This is a genomic window from Neorhizobium sp. PAMB6716, from assembly GCF_058242805.1.
Genome location: NZ_CM177835.1, coordinates 1,318,293 through 1,336,033, shown reverse-complemented (window position 1 = coordinate 1,336,033; position 17,741 = coordinate 1,318,293). Strand labels below are relative to the sequence as shown.

At 60.3% G+C, this 17,741-nt stretch carries 14 protein-coding genes; 4 read left to right on the top strand and 10 right to left on the bottom strand.

The annotated features are described in order from the left end of the window. The first annotated feature begins 30 nt into the window (after positions 1-30). Positions 31-3,090 (top strand): excinuclease ABC subunit UvrB, encoded by a 3,060-nt coding sequence (uvrB, locus tag AC4CWH_RS06410; RefSeq protein ID WP_491320876.1) that lies wholly within the window; start codon positions 31-33, stop codon positions 3,088-3,090. 87 nt (positions 3,091-3,177) lie between these two features. Here uvrB and AC4CWH_RS06405 read toward each other — a convergent pair whose 3' ends face one another. Beyond that, the gene (locus tag AC4CWH_RS06405) at positions 3,178-4,935 is read right to left on the bottom strand and encodes an AIPR family protein (RefSeq protein ID WP_491320875.1); all 1,758 of its coding nucleotides are present in this window, start codon (positions 4,933-4,935) and stop codon (positions 3,178-3,180) included. Between the two features lie 399 nt (positions 4,936-5,334). Here AC4CWH_RS06405 and AC4CWH_RS06400 point away from each other — a divergent pair, with 399 nt between their 5' ends. Both AC4CWH_RS06400 and AC4CWH_RS06395 read left to right on the top strand, forming a co-directional pair. Next, entirely contained in the window at positions 5,335-5,823 is a 489-nt protein-coding gene (locus AC4CWH_RS06400; RefSeq protein WP_491320874.1) for a nuclear transport factor 2 family protein, read from the top strand. 906 nt (positions 5,824-6,729) lie between these two features. After that, positions 6,730-7,137 (top strand): hypothetical protein, encoded by a 408-nt coding sequence (locus AC4CWH_RS06395; protein ID WP_491320873.1) that lies wholly within the window; start codon positions 6,730-6,732, stop codon positions 7,135-7,137. On the opposite strand, the gene dusA is transcribed toward AC4CWH_RS06395, so the two are convergent. Beyond that, positions 7,138-8,187: a tRNA dihydrouridine(20/20a) synthase DusA gene (dusA, locus tag AC4CWH_RS06390; RefSeq protein ID WP_491320872.1), complete on the bottom strand. Its 1,050-nt coding sequence runs from the start codon at positions 8,185-8,187 to the stop codon at positions 7,138-7,140. Positions 8,188-8,467: 280 nt separating this feature from the next. Between dusA and AC4CWH_RS06385 the strand changes: the two genes are divergently transcribed. Continuing rightward, a complete protein-coding gene (locus AC4CWH_RS06385; RefSeq protein ID WP_491321370.1) occupies positions 8,468-8,782 on the top strand; it encodes a transposase in 315 nt (104 codons plus the stop codon). Positions 8,783-8,892: 110 nt separating this feature from the next. Here AC4CWH_RS06385 and AC4CWH_RS06380 read toward each other — a convergent pair whose 3' ends face one another. The 8 genes from AC4CWH_RS06380 to AC4CWH_RS06345 form a co-directional block, all read right to left on the bottom strand. Then, positions 8,893-9,600, bottom strand: coding sequence for an ABC transporter ATP-binding protein (locus AC4CWH_RS06380; RefSeq protein WP_491320871.1), 708 nt, complete (start codon positions 9,598-9,600; stop codon positions 8,893-8,895). Next, on the bottom strand, positions 9,597-10,313 hold the full coding sequence (locus tag AC4CWH_RS06375) for an ABC transporter ATP-binding protein (RefSeq protein WP_491320870.1): 717 nt from the start codon (positions 10,311-10,313) through the stop codon (positions 9,597-9,599). Before AC4CWH_RS06375 ends, AC4CWH_RS06380 begins: the two co-directional genes overlap by 4 nt. Then, positions 10,310-11,344 (bottom strand): branched-chain amino acid ABC transporter permease, encoded by a 1,035-nt coding sequence (locus tag AC4CWH_RS06370; protein WP_491320869.1) that lies wholly within the window; start codon positions 11,342-11,344, stop codon positions 10,310-10,312. The genes AC4CWH_RS06375 and AC4CWH_RS06370 overlap by 4 nt, the downstream gene beginning before the upstream one ends. A 1-nt stretch (position 11,345) precedes the next feature. Continuing rightward, positions 11,346-12,221: a branched-chain amino acid ABC transporter permease gene (locus AC4CWH_RS06365; protein WP_491320868.1), complete on the bottom strand. Its 876-nt coding sequence runs from the start codon at positions 12,219-12,221 to the stop codon at positions 11,346-11,348. Positions 12,222-12,232: 11 nt separating this feature from the next. After that, positions 12,233-13,492 (bottom strand): ABC transporter substrate-binding protein, encoded by a 1,260-nt coding sequence (locus AC4CWH_RS06360; RefSeq protein ID WP_491320867.1) that lies wholly within the window; start codon positions 13,490-13,492, stop codon positions 12,233-12,235. 75 nt (positions 13,493-13,567) lie between these two features. After that, entirely contained in the window at positions 13,568-15,163 is a 1,596-nt protein-coding gene (locus AC4CWH_RS06355) for a GMC family oxidoreductase (RefSeq protein ID WP_491320866.1), read from the bottom strand. A gap of 66 nt (positions 15,164-15,229) precedes the next feature. Continuing rightward, positions 15,230-16,636: an aldehyde dehydrogenase family protein gene (locus AC4CWH_RS06350; protein ID WP_491320865.1), complete on the bottom strand. Its 1,407-nt coding sequence runs from the start codon at positions 16,634-16,636 to the stop codon at positions 15,230-15,232. Between the two features lie 115 nt (positions 16,637-16,751). Then, positions 16,752-17,705, bottom strand: a complete 954-nt coding sequence (locus AC4CWH_RS06345; RefSeq protein ID WP_491284952.1) for a helix-turn-helix domain-containing protein — start codon at positions 17,703-17,705, stop codon at positions 16,752-16,754. Positions 17,706-17,741 lie beyond the last annotated feature (36 nt).

The following is a 17,741-nucleotide window of genomic DNA, read 5'->3' as shown; positions in this document are numbered from 1 at the left end:
TTTCCAGAGGACTCCCTCCATATTCCGGGCATGTCGAAAGCTCCGAAAAAATCCGTATCCCAGACCTCCCGTCCGGCCAAAATCTCCGGTTTCGAAGAGGCGCCCCAGGCCGGCTTCGAAGGCGCGCCGCTCGAAGGCTCGGTCAGCGACTGGGTGAAGCAGCTGGAAGCCGAAGCCGAACTCTCCGGCATCGAGACGCAGCGCGAGATCGCCTCCAAGGCCGGCAAACACCGCAAGAAGATCGAGATCGCCGCCCGCGAGGAAGCGATCCGCCAAGCGGCAAAACCGACCACCGCGAAAAACACCACCTCGCAAAAGACGTCGCGCGGTGTCTCCATCGGCGCGTCGTCCGATCCGAAGACGCGCGCCGCTGCCGGCCTCAATCCGGTCGCCGGCATGGATATCTCGCTCGAAGACGCTCAGTCGCTCGCCCCCGGCGCTGTCACCGCCACCGTCGATGCGCTATCTAAACTGATCGAAAGCGGCAATCCGCTGTTCAAGGACGGCAAGATGTGGACGCCGCACCGTCCCTCGCGCCCGCAAAAATCCGAGGGCGGCATCCCGATCCGCATGGCCTCCGATTACGAGCCCGCCGGCGACCAGCCGACCGCCATCCACGATCTCGTCGAAGGCATCAACTCCGGCGAGCGCTCCCAGGTCCTGCTCGGCGTCACCGGCTCTGGCAAGACCTTTACGATGGCAAAGGTCATCGAGGCCACGCAGCGCCCGGCCGTCATCCTTGCGCCGAACAAGACGCTGGCTGCCCAGCTCTATTCGGAGTTCAAGAACTTTTTCCCCGACAATGCGGTGGAATATTTCGTCTCCTACTACGACTATTACCAGCCGGAAGCCTATGTGCCGCGCTCCGATACGTTCATCGAGAAGGAATCCTCGATCAACGAGCAGATCGACCGCATGCGCCACGCCGCCACCCGCGCCATTCTGGAGCGCGACGACTGCATCATCATCGCCTCTGTCTCCTGCATTTACGGTATCGGATCGGTCGAAACCTACACCGCCATGACCTTCCAGATGGAGCTGGGAGACCGCATCGACCAGCGCCAGTTGCTCGCCGATCTCGTGGCCCAGCAATATAAACGCCAGGACATCAATTTCGTCCGCGGCTCTTTTCGCGTGCGCGGCGATACGATCGAGATTTTCCCCGCCCACCTGGAGGATGCCGCCTGGCGCATTTCGCTGTTCGGCGACGAGATCGACAGCATCACCGAGTTCGATCCGCTCACCGGCCACAAGACCGGCGACCTGAAATCGGTGAAAATCTACGCCAATTCGCACTATGTCACCCCCCGCCCCACGCTGAACGGCGCGATCAAATCCATCAAGGAAGAGCTGAAACTGCGCCTGGCCGAGCTTGAAAAAGGCGGCCGCCTGCTGGAAGCCCAGCGTCTGGAACAGCGCACCCGCTACGATATCGAGATGATGGAGGCGAGCGGCTCCTGCGCCGGCATCGAGAACTATTCGCGTTATCTCACCGGCCGTCGGCCCGGCGAGCCGCCGCCGACGCTGTTTGAATATATCCCCGACAACGCCCTCCTCTTTATCGATGAGAGCCACGTCTCCGTTTCCCAGATCGGCGGCATGTATCGCGGCGACTTTCGCCGCAAGGCCACCCTTGCCGAATACGGTTTTCGCCTGCCCTCCTGCATGGACAACCGCCCCCTGCGCTTCGAGGAATGGGATGCCATGCGCCCGCCGACGGTCGCCGTCTCCGCCACGCCGGGCAACTGGGAGATGGAACAGTCCGGCGGCGTCTTTGCCGAACAGGTCATCCGCCCCACGGGCCTTATCGATCCGCCGGTGGAAGTGCGCTCCGCCCGCTCCCAGGTGGACGATGTTTTGGGCGAAATCCGCGAAACTGCGCTCAAAGGTTATCGCACGCTCTGCACCGTGCTGACCAAGCGCATGGCCGAGGATCTCACCGAATATCTCCACGAGCAGGGCGTTCGCGTGCGCTACATGCACTCGGACATCGACACGCTGGAGCGTATCGAAATCATCCGCGATCTCCGCCTCGGCGCCTTTGACGTGCTCGTCGGCATCAACCTGTTGCGCGAAGGCCTCGACATTCCCGAATGCGGTTTCGTCGCCATTCTCGATGCCGACAAGGAAGGTTTTTTGCGCTCGGAAACCTCGCTCGTCCAGACCATCGGGCGTGCGGCGCGAAACGTCGATGGCAAGGTCATCCTTTATGCCGACAAGATCACCGGCTCCATGCAGCGCGCCATGGACGAAACCGCGCGCCGCCGCGAAAAACAGGTCGCCTATAACAGCGAACACGGCATCACGCCTGAATCGGTGAAAGCCCGCATTTCCGACATTTTGGACAGCGTCTACGAGCGCGACCACGTGCGCGCCGATATTTCAGGCGCCAATGTCCAGGGCGGCGGCAAGGGTTTTGCCGATGGCGGCCACCTCGTCGGCAACAACCTGCAGAGCCACCTCAACGCGCTCGAAAAAAGCATGCGCGATGCGGCCGCCGACCTCGATTTCGAAAAAGCCGCGCGCCTGCGCGACGAAATCAAGCGCCTCAAAGCCGTCGAACTCGCCTCCATGGATGACCCGATGGCAAGGCAGGAGGCAACCCGCGCCGAAGGCCCGCGGACAAGCGGAAAACCGGAGGGGAAAAGCAGGCACAGCGCCTCCGAAGGCGACAGAAAGAACAAGGGTGCGGCGGATGCGACCGGCTCCCTCCCCCCTGTGGGGAGGGTTGGGGAGGGGAATTCCGCCCCGGCGGAGGAAGGCAATGGCACCTCCTACTTCGCCAAACCCAGCCTCGACGACATGGGTCCCGGCACAGACGCCACAAAACCGCTGTTCCGCAAGAACACGCTGGACGAAATGACCGTCGGCCGCACCGAAAAACCCGTGATCGGCAAACTCCCGGAAAAACCGTCCGACGCCTCCGCCAAACGCTTTTCACCCCTCCTCGAAGGCCAGCCCGACCGCGCGCCCAAGGACGACCCCCGCCCCATCGTCCGCGGCAAGGTCGGCGCCGGCAGCTACGAGGACGCAGGCGACCAGAAACGCAAGTCGCGGACTAAGGGGAAAACCGGGCGGCCGGGACGCTAACCCCATCGCCCTTCTCCCCGTCCCGACGGGGAGAAGGTGGCGGCAGCCGGATGAGGGGCTGGGGGCGTCAACGTCGTCGAAACATAATTAAGGTTTTAGGATTTTTTCTCTGAAGTTCGCGGCGAAAGTTTCTGATCTAATTGTGTCGCGAATCCGCTCCTGGCTTGAAATACCCATATCAACCAAGCGCGCCTCTACTACCGTCACAATTTTTTCCACCAGCGCCTTCAACTCTTCTTCATCTTTGCAGACGTTTAAAATCTCCTGAGCGAGATGCGCTATCTTCGCTTTTTTCAGGCCGAACACGGGTGTTGGGCCAATTATCGACAGGCCGACGCCAGCAAGAATATAATATCGGAATGTTTTAAACTCACTCGCAAGCTTCTGATTGCGCCAGAGAAATTCCAACCGATAATATAAGTATGAAACCGCATGATATATGCGGACATCATGACTATCTAGAAATATCGATTCATCATACTCAGAAATAATTCCACGGTAGTCTCTAGCCGCGCGATGGGGCTGATAAAGCAGAGCGGCGGCTACAGCCTTCATAACAATCGCAGGTGGCATCACCCGCGTTCGTTCAACATCCATCCGACGATACTGATTGTCGCGTCTCTCAAAGTAAATAACTTCTTCTGGCTCTAGATTCCTACAATACTCTTCAAAGCTCTTCATGAATGGCCGAAGAGCCCAGAATTGATCATCTCGAACAGGATTTTGTCGATTTGTGCCAACAATGATAGAAGAAACAAACTCATCGTCTTTCGAACCGATCAATCGGAATGGCACTTGAATTTGCTGGGCAAGGTCGAGATTTGTTAAGGGATTATCTTCGTCGCCGTATACAAGGTCGTAAATAATGTTGCTCGTTTGACAACCGTTGACGATTTGGTAATCCTCGAGCCTGAATTTATCCCCTGTCCTGTCAATATTTTTCGAAACCACGGTTATACCGTTATTTCTGAATACGAACTCAGAGCCTCCCGATTTCCGCACCCCGTCCTTGATAGACATGTTTATTTTTGATTTAGGGTCGTAGTCCCTGATGTTATCAAAAAATACAGCCCTGTTCACACCGATGACATTGCCTTCCGCGTCATCTAGAGTATAGAGCTGGAGCAAATTCGAAGCATCAATATAACCGACATATGCCTCCTCCACGTGAGTGTTTACTGGCATAACCACATTACGCGGAAACTCGATCTCGACTTCGACGGCGCTGGTGGCAGCCCTGTAAAATCTCTGCAGCTCACTTGCGCCAACAAAGGAAACATCGATCGACTTGCTATCAAATATGTTTGTTTCGTTCAATTTCAACAGAAAATTATCGCGGAGTTTCTCAATCCTCGCAGGAGATTCGTAGTTTCCGGTGGTAATATAGTAGCAGCTAATTTTTGGATTTCGTTTTCCAACGCCATTTTCGTAAATAGCCTCAACCGCATCCATTAGATCGTCTAATGTATTGCTTTCATTTTTCAGATCACCATCGAAAAAACCTGAAATTGCGTCATAAAATTTCGATATATCTCCGTAGTCGTATGCAGTCCCCGTCTTCGCCTGAAAGAACATAAACTCAATTAAAGGGTTCTGTATACTCGATATTTTCTCTATTGCCTCCTGGCGATTTCTCACTATGTCGCCCTGTATAGTGATCGCAACGCCATCAATTCCGAATTCGTTACCTTTCAAATGAACGTCATAAGCATCTACATTTTCCCCCAGAAGCCCCGTAACAACGCAAAAAATTGAGTATATTTCGAACTGAGAATCTTGGCTTTCGGATTCAATATTGTTAGCGTTAGAGAATTCTCTCAATTGAGCACGTATGACGGGGTTCATTTTCTCTCCACCCATATGAGTTTGTGTTATCTATTGGGCGTTATTTGTAGCAGCAGAAGTTAATCCTCCGTTGCAGTCAAGCTAAAATTCTCACACTGATTGTGGCAAGGGAGGCCAGAGCGCATATAGCCATCGCCCACCGCCAGCAGATCCTCGGGTCAAGCCCGAGGATGACGGCCGTTGGCGGCCTGCCCAAAAAATCTCCCGGCAATCAAACTCTGCCAATCTGCACGAGACCTCTGCCCCAACGCAAAAGCCCCCCCGCCGCCCTCTCTTGTGGCACCAACCGCCACCACACCCACCGTCATCCTCGGGCTTGACCCGAGGATCCACCGCCGCATCCGGAACATCTCGCCCCACTCCCGGTTCGCCTCATGACCCCATCACGAGGAGAACCCCATGGCCGACCTGACAAAAACCTTCATATCCGCCCTGCAACAGCTGGAACAGGAACGGGACGTAACCACCATCGCGGCGCTTTTTGCGCCGGAGGCCAGCCTCTCCAATCCGCTGCTGCGGCAGGCGGAACAGGGGCAGGACGGTGCAACGCATTTCTGGTCGCAGTATCGCGATACGTTTGAAGACATCCATTCGGACTTCAAGGCGGTACAGGATACCGACGGCCTTTCCTTTCTGGAGTGGAGAAGCGAGGGCTCGATGGCCGGAGAGCGCTTTTCCTACGGGGGAGTGAGTGTCCTCGAGCATGACGTTAACAAGATCACCGCATTCCGCACCTATTTCGATACGCGCCACCTGCCTTCGCCGCATGCCGGACGGGCGAATGCGCCGGAAGGACAAGGCAGCGCCACATCCTCCCCTGAAAACAGCGATCTCGACCGCGCCCAGCGCGACGCCGCCGAACAGCGCGCCGCCGGCGGTTATGCCTGAAGACAACGGGTCACGGTTTTTGGCGCGCTATAACGTTCGGCACCTGCGGCCTGCCCCTCTGCCCTGTCGGGCATCTCCCCCACACGTGGGGAGATCAGCCGGAAGCCGCCGCCCGGTTCCCCAAAAAACCTTGGCAATTGCCTGCAATGGTGGTGAGAACGTGGACATCAACCACGCGGTGATCTCCCTCCTTGTGGGGGAGATGGCCGGCAGGCCAGAGGGGGGTGACCACAGCCGCGACGCGAGACGACTGGCACCAATCCCCCCCCCAAAAACATCCACCGCCAGCAGATCCACGGGTCAAGCCCGAGGATGACGACCTTTCGTGGCAGTACCCCGCAACAGGCGGACGCCCACCCCCACCAAAAAAAATCCACGCTCCCATTTTCCCCACCCCCTGCCCGTGCCCCTATAATGCCCCCGTCCCGCAGCGGATACACCGGCAGGCGTGCCGGCGATGCGGGGCCGGCGCTTGGCGGGAAGAGACGACGCAGGTCTTTCCGACAAGGGTTCGCGGAAATTGGTCTCCCTCCGGCGACACGGGGGAAATGGCGGGGCATCGGATGTCTTTAGCCGTTTTCATTCCAGCAAGCGCGCCGGGCGTGTCTGTGCGGCACACAGGGGAACCGAAGGAGGGCATCGGCCGCCCGTGATCCGTCCGGATCTTTTCCCTCCGGGAGAGTTTTCGGCGCGGGCGGCGGCAAAGGTGTTGGCCTTCGGTTCAGGCAGAGAGGCCCCAATCGCGAGCATAAACCGCCGAACGGGACGCTGAGAGGTGTCATTTATTCCAAACCTTATGCGGCAGCTCTCAGCGCCCCGACCGGTTTGATGATTTCGTAAAAATTTCACCACGGGCCGATGCGGCCGCGCGGGTCTTTAGCCTGCGCGAAAAACAGGGGAAGAACCATGGCTGAGCAGCTTTTTACCCAGGAGACCTATCTCCGCCGGGTGGCCGAGGGGCTCGGCCACCCGCAGTTCTGTTGCAAGCTGCGGGCCTGCCGCCGTGCGGGCCGCTGCTGCGGCGCCATGATCGATGACGGGCTGCCCGTCTGCGTCGGCAGGAGCGTCACCTGCAACAAAACCTATTCCGATTGCTTCGTCAGGTTGTGCTCAAACATGTTCGCCGGTTTCGCCCAGCCCACGCTGCCCGCCGATTGGGCGAAACACGCCGATCCCGATCAGATGGCGGCGGCAGCCGCCGTGATGCGCTCGCTTCTGCCGAACCGCTTCTGGCGCCGGCTTCACCGCTATCTGACAAAAATCACGACGGAGACCAGCGCGCAAACCGATGCGGAGATCAGCCCCGGGGCCTGATCAGGCACTCGCGGCCATGTCGGCGCGCGCGGCACTCTCCGCCCCCCGCGTTGGGCCGCCGGCAATATCCACGGCGGCAAAGGCCCGCGCGATCAGCTCCGGATCGATGCCGGGTTTTGTCGCTTCCGAAGAGAGGATCTGGCGAAACCGCCGCGCCCCGGCAAAACCTTGGAACAGGCCGACCATATGGCGCGTCACATGGTTCAGCCGCCCGCCGGAGGCCATCACGCGTTCGCCATAGGCCATCATCGTTTCGCACAGCGCCTGCCAGTCAAACTCACGGCTCGGCGCGCCATAGATCGCCTCGTCCACGCCGGTCAGCAGCCCGGCATTCTGATAGGCCGCCCGCCCCAGCATCACGCCATCGACATGATTCAAATGATGAAGTGCCTGATTCAAATCCGCAATTCCACCGTTTATCCCAATGAAAAGATGAGGAAAATCCCGTTTGACCGCATGCACCAGATCATAATCGAGCGGCGGAATATCGCGGTTCTCCTTCGGCGAAAGCCCCTGCAGCCAGGCTTTTCGCGCATGGATCCACACCGCATCGGCGCCTGCATCCGCCATCTCAGCAACAAAGGCCGGCAACACCTCTTCCGGCTGCTGGTCATCCACACCGATGCGGCACTTCACCGTCACCGGCACACTCGAGACGGCCTTCATCGCCGAAACGCACTCGGCGACCAGCTCCGGCGTCTTCATCAGGCAGGCCCCAAACGTGCCGCTCTGCACCCGGTCCGAGGGGCAACCGACATTGAGGTTGATCTCGTCATAGGAAAAATCCGCCGCAATCTTCACCGCCTCGGAAAGCTTCTGCGGGCTCGACCCTCCAAGCTGCAACACGACAGGATGCTCCACCGCATCATGCCCCAAAAGCCTCTCCCGCGGCCCATGAATGATCGCATCCGCCACCACCATCTCGGTATAGAGCACCGCCCGCGCCGACAGCTGCCGATGAAAGAACCGGCAATGCCGATCCGTCCAGTCGATCATGGGTGCGACGGCGAAGATGGGTGCCTTAGAATGCAGGGATTTTCCTTTTACCATAGGGGCTTAAGCTCTTTCAGATTTGTATCGTTTGCAGCCGTTTGCTCCCTTTGACGCCCGTTTTGATCATGCTATTGCTACGGCGTAGCAAACGGCAGAGGCTTTGTAGCAAAACATGGGCACGATCGTCGAGCGACGGCGCAAGCATGGTTCGCGCGCTTATACCGCACAAATTCGGATCATGCGAGATGGCGTGAAGGTGCACACTGAGGCGCAGACTCGATCCCTGACAGCTTCACAGGCGACAAGCCCGGAGTGAACCTCGGGCTGGTGTCGCCGTATCGGGCGAACCAAAAGTGGCCTGGCCTCGAAGTTGCACGCGGCCCGCAATAGCGAAGGGTGCCCGCTCATCCTGCTTCTGAGTGAGGGGCAGATGAGCGACCACACGGGCGATCGGCTCATGATCGACGCCTTGCCAACCGCTTCGAGCCTGCTTGGCGACAAAGGCTATGACAGCAACTGGTTCCGCCATGCCCTTTTCGACAAGGGCATCGAACCGTACATCCCGCCGACAAAAAGCCGCAACAAGTCAATCGATTACAACGAAACTCTCTATCGCCAGCGCCACAAACCCGAAAACGTGTTCGCAAACTGAAAGACTGACGGCGCATCACTACCCGCTACGACCTCTGTGCTCACACCTTCTTTTCGGCAATTTGCACCGCCGCTACCGTCATTTTCTGGCTCTCATCAATGTGTGCTGCGCTACGTCAGATAAGCCTTGTGCAGGATTTCCGGATCCTTGACGAGCACATGCGGATCTCCGCTATAGGCGAGACGTCCTCGCGCCATGACATGGGCTTCGTCAGCCAGCGACAGTGCGACGGCCGTGAACTGCTCGATCAGCAGGATACCCGTTCCTTCGCGGGCCAGACGGGCGACCACGCCCATAAGGCGCTTGACGATTAGCGGTGCAAGGCCGAGCGACATCTCGTCGGCAAGGATAAATTTGGGTCGGCAGATCAGCGCCTGACCCAGCGCCAGCATCTGCTGCTGCCCGCCAGACATGGAGCCTGCCCGCTGGTTCCGGCGTTCGGCCAGTTCCCCGAAGATCGCATAGATCTCGTCGAGAGCCTGGGTGAGTGCCGCCGTCGAATGCCCGTGGCCGGCGGTCATCAGATTGTCCTCGACCGACAGGCCCGCCAGCACGCGATGGCCTTCAGGCACAGCCGCGATGCCGGCAGAGCGTACGACCTGCGTGCTCGCGCCACCGAGCGAGCGACCGGCGAACATGATGGTTCCCGCTTCCAATGGTAACGCCCCGGCCAGGGCCAGCACCAGCGAACTCTTGCCCGCGCCATTCGGCCCCAGCAGCGCCGTCACCTTGCCGGGCGCAAGCTGCATGGTCACGTCGTCGACGACCCGCTTGACGCCGCGACGGACCGACAGGTTGCGGATTTCAAGCACGCTCATTCCACCTCCTCCGTTCCCAGATAAACAGCGCGAACGCGATCGTCGGCCAAAACCGTCGCGGTCTCGCCATAGGTGACCAGCGATCCGAAATCGAGCACCATGGTATGCTGACAGGTTGCCTGGATCAGATCCACGTCATGGTCGATCAGAAATGTCCTGGCGCCGATCGTACCCGCAATCTCGGTGATCACGCTGCGAAGCCGCGCAACTTCAATTTGTGAAAAGCCCGCACCGGGCTCGTCAAGCAGGATCAGCTTCGGACGGCCGGCCACACATCGCGCCAGTTCCGTCATCCGCCGTTCGAAGGAATTGAGTGTGGCGACCGGCTGCCGGCGCAAGGCAGTCATGCCGGTGAACTCCAGCGCCTGCTGCAGGAAGCGTTCCCCCTCGCCGCGCGACAGCGGCAAGGCGTCGAGAACCACGCGCACATTGTCCTCGACGGTGAGTTCATCGACGGCCTGCTCCTTCTGGAAGGAACGCCGCAGACCCCAGCGCGCGCGCTGATGCGGCAAAAGCCCGGTAAGGTCATCGCCAAAGGCCAGAATACGGCCGGCCTGGGGCCGAACAAAGCCCGACAGGACGTTGAGAAAGGTGGTCTTGCCCGCGCCGTTCGGTCCGATAATGCCGACGACCGGCGCATCGAGCGAAACCGAAACTGACCGGAGCGCGGTCACGCCGCCGAAACTGACGGTGAGATTGTCGATCTCGATCATCGCGACTGATCCTTTCTGGCCCGGGCAATGAGGCCACGCGCGCGGTCCTCGATCTGGCCGGCCAGGCCGCGGGGCGCCGTGGCCAAGGCGTGAATGAGCGCTGCGCCGAAAATGATATAGGCCGCATCGCCATTCACCCCGAGATCGTTGAGCAGCGCCGGCACGAATCGATAGAGGCCAGCAGCAACGATCGCCCCGAGATGGGTCCAGGCCCCGCCGACAATGGTGAGCGCAAAAATCATCACCGATTCCGCCGCCGGAAAACTTCTCGCGTCGAGCATCTGCAGATTGCCGGCGAGCAACACCCCGGCGACGCCGGCCAGAAAGCCGGACAATGCAAAAGCCCAGATCTTGTAGTGGGTGACATCGACGCCGGCCGACATGGCGGCGGCTTCCGAACGGCGGATCATCGCCCAGGCCCTGCCGGGTCTGGCCTTCTCATGCCAGTGGATCAGCCCCATGCCGAGCGCCGCAACAATGACGCAGTAGCTAAAATACCCTGCGTCCGAGCCCGCAAAAACCGGGCGCGGCATGTATCCGGCAGCCTTGACCGCAAAGCCTAAAACCCCCTCCCCGCCATTCGGGAACTGAATGACATTGACCAGGATGGCAAAGGCACCGGCGATCATCAGCGTCACCAGCGCCAGATAAAGGCCCCGCATGCGAAGCGCCGGATAGGCGAAGATCATGCCGAAAATGGCAGCCGCGATACCGCCGGCCAAAAGGTTGACCTCGAACGGCGTGCCGAAACCATAGGCAAACCGCAGCCCAACCCAGCCGCCAGCCCCCATCAGCGCCACATGCGCCAGCGAAACGAGGCCCAGCCGCCGATAAAGCAACGCGATCGACGCAGATGTCAGCGTGTAGATGGCAACGCCCGTCAGAACCTTAAGCCAGAGTGCCGCCAGGAAGAGCGGCGGCAGGAAGGCCAGAGCAAGCACACAGGCAATCACCGGAACGGTGGATCGCGCAATCGCGGGTTTTTCTGACGGGGCAGCCGCGGAGAAGGACAGGTCGTGTGGCAAGGACATATCAATCTTCCCCGGCAAAAGTCAGGCGGCGGCTGCGCTGCAGCCACATCAGGGCGAGCGTGGCGATGACGAAGGGGGCGGCAACCCGGAACGGCGCGATCGGCTTGACAAGGGTCAGCATGCTTTCCGTGATCCCGATGACCAGTCCCGCCGAAAAGGTGACAGGAATGGACGTCAGCCGGCCGATAATCGTGGTGGCGATGACGGGGATGACGAGAAAGGTCAGCACAGCCGGATCCAGCCGGACAAGATCGCCGAACAGCAGCCCTGTGAACCCGGCGAGAGCACCGGAAATACCCCAGGCGATCGCCTCGACCTTGCGAACGGGCACACCCAACACGCCGGATACCTCGCGATTGTCGGCAAGCGCCCGCATCAAGAGACCCGTGCGAGTGCGGGTGAGATAGATGCCCATGGCGACCGTGGCAAAAAACCCGCCGCCAAAGGCGATCAGCCGTGTGCCATTGACGCGTAGTCCGAGAAGCTGCACCCCGACCGGATCCGAAAACAGCCCCAGCTTGCGGGAGGTGACCACCCAGATCAGGTTCATCAGCCCCAGCAGGCAGAGCGCAAAGCCAAGTGTCGCGACGGCCTTGATGACCGGTTCGCGATGCGACAGTTTCGGCGCGACGAGAAGCCCGAACCCCAGCGACAGGGCAAAGCTGACCGATATCGCAGCAACCCAGGCCAGCGGTTCGGGCAAATGCCATTCGAGGATCTGCCAAGCCGTCATGGCGCCCATGGCACCGATGGCACCATAGGCAAAGTTAAGCACACCGGTGGCGCGGTTGAGGATCACCAATCCCACGCCGCCCAGCGCATAAAGGGCGCCGACGGCAAGCCCCGAAACCAGGAACATTCCATAGGCGCCCAACATACCTGACATCCTCAGTTGCCAATGCCGAGCGCTTTTTCGTCGGCGCGGTAAGGCTCGAGATAGGCGCTGTCGACGTCGGCGCACTCACCGACCACCTTGTAGCCGCCCGCGACCATCTGGACCATTGTATTGGCATGGTTCGGCATGTGGCGGTCGCCATTGCCGACATAATAAGGGCCGCAGAGCAGATCGGAGGTATAGTTCTTGATGCCGCGGATTGCCGCGGTGACGCTGGCACGATCGAGCTTCGCCGGATCCTGTTTCAAAAGCGCATCGACGAAGAAGCGCGCCGAGAGATAACCGGCCTGGCTGAAGGTGTCGCGCGGGTCCTCGGGTTTGCCATGGGTATCGAGCACATCGCGCCAGTTGGTGGCATCCGGACCCGTGCCGTCGATCGGCGTCAGTTCGGCGTTGACATACAAGACACCCGCCCAGCCGTCGCCGAGCATGGCGGGCACATCGCGATCATAAAGCGGGGTGGAGGAGATCCATTTGTAATTGTCCCGCTGGCCCGATTCCTGCACGACTTTTAACAGCGCAGCCGCCATGCCGGCAGGCAGGTTGACGAGGATGGTATCGGCCCCCGATGCAACGGCTTCCAGGAAGGCGGAGTTCATGTCGGCCGCAGATGGATCGAGCAGCACGCTGGAGCCAGAAAGCCCCTTTGACTGCATATATTTTTCCGTCCAGCCGCAGGAATAGGGCCCCACACTCGGGATGGTCAGACCGATGCAGACGACGTTCTTCGAGCCGAGATTACCCACCGCCCACTGCGCAGCCCCGACCGACGAAGGAAGCGGGCCTTCATTGGTCGACACGATGTTGCGCGATTCAAAACATTCCGCCACCGCGCAGCCGGAGGCCATCGCCATCACGCCTTCTTCTTCGTAGAGCTTAGCGTTGACGCCCATCTCGACGAAGGAGGCATTGCCGACCAGGGCGACAACCTTTTTGTCCTTCACAAGCTTGGTTGCCACCTGGGCGGCGACTTCCGGGTTCCACTGATCGTCCTCGACCAGATATTCCACCGGGCGCCCATTGATGCCGCCATTGGCATTAATGCAGTCGAAATAGGCCTTTGCCGCCTTTGATGCAGACGAAAAGTCGTCCGGGCCCGTCTGGCCGACGATCGCACCGACCTTTATCGGCGCCCCGCTTGCCACCTGACCAGTGTTCAAACCGCAGCTCGGTGCAGCGACAGCCGTTCCGACATTGGCAAAAAACAGGGCCGCGACTGCGGCCGCACCATAAAGAAAATGCGCACTCTGCATGTTGTTTCCTCCCATGGGAGCCGGATGATCCCGGCGCGTGGCCAAATGGCCGATCAATGCCGCCCTCGCTCCTCCTCAGGCGGCAAGATCCTTTCCTAGAATGAAGCGGCTTGCCCGCTCCCCGATCATGATCGTCGGTGCATTGGTGTTACCGGACACGAGCGTCGGCATGATGGAGGCGTCAGCAACCCTCAACCGGTCGACGCCGAACACCTTAAGATCCTCGCCGACTACGGCCATGCGATCATCGGCAGGCCCCATCTTGGCGGTACCAGACGGATGAAACACGGTCTTCGACACGCTGCGGATATAGTCGCGCAAGGCCTCCTGATCCTTCTCGACACCCGGCTCGGGCAGAACGCGCCGCTTGATTAGCCTGGCGAGCGATGGTGCTTCGGTGATCCGGATGGCAAGTTCCACGCCACGAACCAGCGTCTCCAGATCGGCCGGGTTTGAAAAGCTGTTGGCATTAAACAGCGCCGGATCGTCCGGATTGGACGAGCGCAGCTTCACCGTGCCGCGCGACTGGGGTCGCAGGAAACACGGCCCGATCGAAATGCCGTGTCCTGGGTGCGCCTCACGCTCGCCGAAACCGTTGAAGCTTGGCAGCACATGGAACTGGATATCCGGCTGCCCCGTGCCCGCGGTGTCGACGAAACCACCGGATTCGACCACGGTGGAGGTGAGAAGCCCGGTCTTGGTCAGCATGTATTGCAGCATGTGGCCGACGGCAGGCAGACCACGATCCTGCCCAAACAGCGAGATCGGGTCACGCACCTCGGCCTGCACCGTGGCTTCCAGGTGATCCTGATAATTCTCGCCAACGCCCGGCAGGTCAGTGACAACGTCGATGCCGTGGGCAGCCAGTTGCGCTGCAGCACCGATGCCGGACAGTTGCAGGATTTTTGGCGTCGCGATGGCCCCGGCCGTCAGCACGATCTCGCCGCGGGCCTTGATGCGCTCGCCCGTCGACAACTGGACGCCGGCCGCCGTCCGCCCTTCGAACAACACCTTGTGAACCTTGGTTCCGGTCAGGATCTCAAGGTTGGAGCGGTTCTCCGCGTCGCGCAGGAAGGCCTGAGCCGCACTCCAGCGACGACCGTTATTGGTCGTCGTCTGGTAGAAACCGACGCCCTCCTGCAGCTGGCCATTAAAGTCTTCGTTGTAGCGCAGACCCGCTTCCTGGGCGGCACGCACGAAGGCCCAGGACAGAGGATGGCCGAACCTGCGGTCTGAGACCTTCAGGGCCCCCTCGCCGCCATGAAATTCGCCCGCCAGCCGCTGATTGCCCTCGATGTCCCGGAACACCGGGAGAACCTTGTCATAGGACCAGGATCGGCAGCCCATCTGCGCCCAGGTGTCGTAATCCTGGCGCTGGCCACGGATATAGATCATCGCATTGATCGAACTGCCGCCACCGAGCACATTGCCCTGGGGCACGATGTTCGGCTTGCCCTTAAGACCCGCATCCGGCTCGGACGTATAGAAATGGACGTCGCGTCCTTTCTCGATGACCTTGAAGAAGGTCGCCGGAATGTGGATGAAGCGATCGCTGTCCTTCTGGCCGCTTTCGATCAGCAGCACGCGGTTGGCCGGATTTTCCGACAGGCGGGCAGCGACCACCGAACCCGATGAACCGCCTCCGACCACGATATAGTCAAATTCACGCATGGAACTCCCCTCCCGGAAGCAGGCTTCCGTTTCGCCAAGCCAGCAACTTCGTCTTGCCGGTCAAAATCAGGAAAAGACGGTCTGGATGACCGTGAATTCCTTCAGCCCATCGACGCCGAACTCCACCCCGACGCCGGATTGCTTGACGCCGCCGAAGGGCGCATTGGGCTGGATAGCACCGTGCTTGTTGATCCAGACCGAACCGCATTCGAGGCGGCTCGCGACCGCTTTGGCCTGCGCCACGTCGCTGGACCAGACGGACCCGCCGAGACCGCTCGGATTGTCATTGGCCATGGCGATGGCCTCTTCGATGTCATGGTATCGGACGATCGGCAGCGCCGGACCGAATTGCTCGAGATCGACGAGCTTGGCGCCGTGCTGCAGGTCCGCAATCAGCGTGACGGGATAGAAGTAACCCGCCCCCGCGGTCGGTTGTCCGCCCGTCAGCACCCGTCCGCCCTTTTCGATCGCGTCGTTGACATAATCGGACACGATGGCGAACTGCTGCGCGTTCTGAAGCGGTCCGAGCACGCTGTCATCTGCCAGCCCGTCGCCGACCTTGATCTGCTCCGCATAGGCGGCAAGCGCTTCGCAAACGGCATCATAGATGCTGTCATGGACGTAGAGGCGCTTGAGGCAGGCGCAGGTCTGGCCACTGTTGATGAAGGCGCCCCAGAACAGGCCCTCGGCAATCGCCTTGGGATCCGCATCCGGCAGCACGATGCCGGCATCGTTTCCGCCGAGTTCCAGCGTCAGGCGCTTCAATGTGTCGGCCGCCGACGCCATGACCCGGCGACCGGTGGCCGTCGACCCTGTGAAGGTGACCTTGGCGATATCCTTGTGAGTTGTCAGCGCGCTGCCGAGATCATTGTCATCGGTGATGACGTTGACCACGCCCGGCGGAACGACAGTGTTGAGCAGTTCCACCAGCCGGATGGTCGACAGCGGCGTGTTCGGTGAAGGCTTGATGACGACGGTGTTGCCGGTGCGAATGGCGGGAATGATGTGCCAGCAGGCGATCATCACCGGCCAGTTCCACGGCGTGATTGCGCCAACGACACCGATGGGCTTGCGGTGCAGCTCGACCCGGCCTTCCGGTCCATCCTGCACGATCTCGACCGGCAGTTCGAGCGAGGCGGTATAGCGGGCCCAAGCGACCGCACCGCCGATCTCGAAGCGTGAGCCGAGGCCGTTCAGCGGCTTGCCCTGCTCCAGGGTCAGAAGGTGGGAGAGTTCATCCGCGTGAGCCTCGATGGTCTCGGCAATCTTCGCGCACAAGGCGGCGCGCTCTTGCGAACTGGTCGCGGCCCAACCCGGAAAGGCCCGCTTGGCGGCGGCGATGGCCGCTTCCAGGTTATCGAGCGATGCGAGCGGCGACAGCCCGACCACCTCACCCGTCGACGGGTTCTTTACCTGTCTGTGGCGCGCGGTAGCGATCGACTGTCCATCGATGACGAGTCCGTATTCCTTCACGAGGCATCCTCCCATGCACGATCATGGGAGGAGGTTAGCGCCCGTCAGAGCCGTCGTCTTGGAACGGGACGCGGCCCGAATTGGACAAAAACGCGACGACCCGCGCAATCGACAATCAGGATGCGACATCCTTCGGCGAGCAATCGAACAGCTTGCGGAAACTCCGGTTGAAATAGGAGATATCGTTGAACCCGACTGAATAGGCGACATCGGCGATGGCCCCCGGCTGGCGCGTTCCACGCAGGCTCTCGAGCCGGGCCCGTGCCAGATGCAATCGCTTCAGCTTGATCATGCCGGTCACCGTCGTGCCCTGGGCATTCATGTCTTCCTGCAGGGTGCGGAGCGACACGCCGATCCTGTTTGCCAGCCATTGCGGGGTCAGCCATTCCTCCGTCAGGTTCTCGTCGATGAGCACCTGCACCACCTCGATCCGCCCGGTCATGCTGTCTGGTCGCAGGAAAAGCTCTTCGCCGGGATCGGAAGCAAAGGCCTGACGGGTCGTGTTGAACAGCAGTTCGCGCAGATGGGGCGCCCGACTGTCGTGGTTCGACGTCTTCATCAGCTTTGCGATGAGCGCGCCGAGCATGACCGACATCGGATCGTCGGCGCCGATCTTGCGGCTGACCGACATGCGCGTGGACCTGTCCGACAGAAGGAACTGGCGCGGCATGTGAACGGAGAGATGGTTGGAAAACGAGCCGCCAAAATAGAACATCGAAGGCCGTGCCGAATCGACCAGAATGCATTCCCCGGGGTCGAGCCGCTCCTGGCGGCCGGATTGCTCTATCCCGCAGGACCCTTCCAGTTGCAGCAACAGGAAAAGGTTGTCCCCATGGTCCGCCCGGATATCGTCAGGATCGCGGCGGATGAAATCGAGATTGTTGGCGACCTGGGCGACTTCCATGCCACCGGCATTCGAGACCTCCGCTCCTCCAACGACGCGATCACGGCGATCAAGCCGGCTTGGATTGAAAGTGCCGCAGATCGATTTCAGGTTCGCCGACCAATCATCGAAATGCAGGCTCGGCCATTGCTGCGGGATTTTTCCCGCAAAGCTCTCCAGATACATATCCGCCTCCTCCCAAAGCCGGTTTCGTATTTAGTG